We start from the raw sequence: 1,757 nt of genomic DNA, 5'->3' as shown, positions 1-1,757 counted from the left end.
GCTGTACAAGCCTTCATGAATCTCACTCATTCCTACATGGAAACCAGTGTTTCTGGTGAAGGCATTCATATCATTGTGAAGGGCGAGATTCCAGGTACCCGCAGACGGAAAGCTAATGTGGAAATGTATTCGCAAGGACGTTTTTTCGCTATGACGGGGAATGCAGTCGGACCATATCAAAACGTTAATGAACCTGGTAAAGCTAATCTACAGACCATCTATGACAAGTATCTCAAATCGGATAATGTAGTTCAGATGGCTGACAAGACGCTGCCACAGATGAATGATTTAACTGAGCAGGAAGTGATTGAACGAGCAGAAGCTTCTAAGACCGGTCAGCGGTTCAAACTTTTCATGGATGGTGGCTGGGAACAATTCTATACCAGTCAGTCAGAAGCTGATCTAGCTTTTGCCAATGACTTAGCTTTCTGGACTGGGAGAGATTTTTCTAAGATGGATGCCATTTATCGTGAGTCGAGTTTGATGCGTGAGAAGTGGGACGAAAAACACGGTAAAACAACTTACGGTGTAGCTACTCTCAATAAAGCTATCAACGAAACCCACGACACGTTCACAGAGCGTAAACCAGCGTTAAAGTACAAATTTGAGTTTGCTGAAAATGACAAACCTAAAAAAGAATTACCAACTCGTAGCTGGGATGATACCGGCAATGCCGAACGCTTCATAGATAAATATGGCAAAGTCGTACGTTACTCATTTATTGATAAAGGTTGGCTCATTTATAACGGCAGCTACTGGGAGAGTGATGAAACCGGTGAAGTCCATAGTTTAGTTGATCAAGTCGTGGATGACATGCGACATGAGAAGCTCAAGATACCAGCCAATGCCAACATGAGTATGGAGGATGCCGAAAAAGCTTTTCGCAAACATCTCAAACACTCCCGTTCCAATGCTGGTAAGAAAGCCATGATGGATGAAATCAAACATCGAGTGCCAGTGTTGCACAACGAGTTTGATAAAGACAAAACGTTATTGAATGTGGTCAATGGCTATGTTGATTTAACCAGTGGCATTTTGAAAGACCACGATATTGAAAAGATGTTTAGCCGCCAGGCACGAGTTGAATACACGGATGCGATTGATGCACCTGAATGGCAGCAGTTCTTGAATCAGATATTTGGTAACAATCAAGAGTTAATTGATTATGTACAAAAAGCGGTGGGCTACTCGCTCACCGGTTCAACAAAAGAGCAAGTAATGTTCATTCTGTATGGCAATGGACGAAACGGTAAATCAATATTCATTGATACCATCAGTGATGCTTTGGGCACTTACGCTAAGTCGATGCAAGCCGACAGCATTATGGTTAAACAGTCGAACGGTAGTGCTAACTCCGATATTGCCAGACTTGAGGGTGCACGCTTAGTAACATCCAGCGAACCTAATGATGGTCTGCGGTTAGATGAAGGACTAGTTAAACAGCTAACTGGTGGTGACACCGTTACCGCACGATTCCTATATGGTAAGGAATTTGAATTTAAACCAGAATTTAAGCTGTGGCTGGCAACTAACCATAAGCCCATCATTAGAGGCACGGATGATGGTATCTGGCGGCGTTTAATGTTGATACCGTTTGACGTTAAGATCCCTGACAATCGTGTTGACAAAGACCTGAAGTACAAACTCCAGCGTGAAGAAGTCGGTATCTTAAACTGGATGGTCGAGGGAGCGCTGAAGTGGCAACGAGAAGGATTGATTCCTCCACAGATCGTGCAGCAGGCTAGCAAGGATTATCG

1 protein-coding gene is annotated in these 1,757 nt (G+C 43.5%); it reads left to right on the top strand.

Going from position 1 to position 1,757, the window contains the following annotated elements; all coding sequences use genetic code 11:
• A partial coding sequence (locus HC026_RS12250; protein ID WP_168926191.1) for a phage/plasmid primase, P4 family occupies positions 1–1,757 on the top strand: 1,757 nt, incomplete at both ends.

Origin of the sequence: Secundilactobacillus angelensis (genome assembly GCF_012641075.1) — a bacterium.
Lineage (GTDB): Bacteria > Bacillota > Bacilli > Lactobacillales > Lactobacillaceae > Secundilactobacillus > Secundilactobacillus angelensis.
This window is presented reverse-complemented; position numbering and strand designations above follow the sequence as displayed.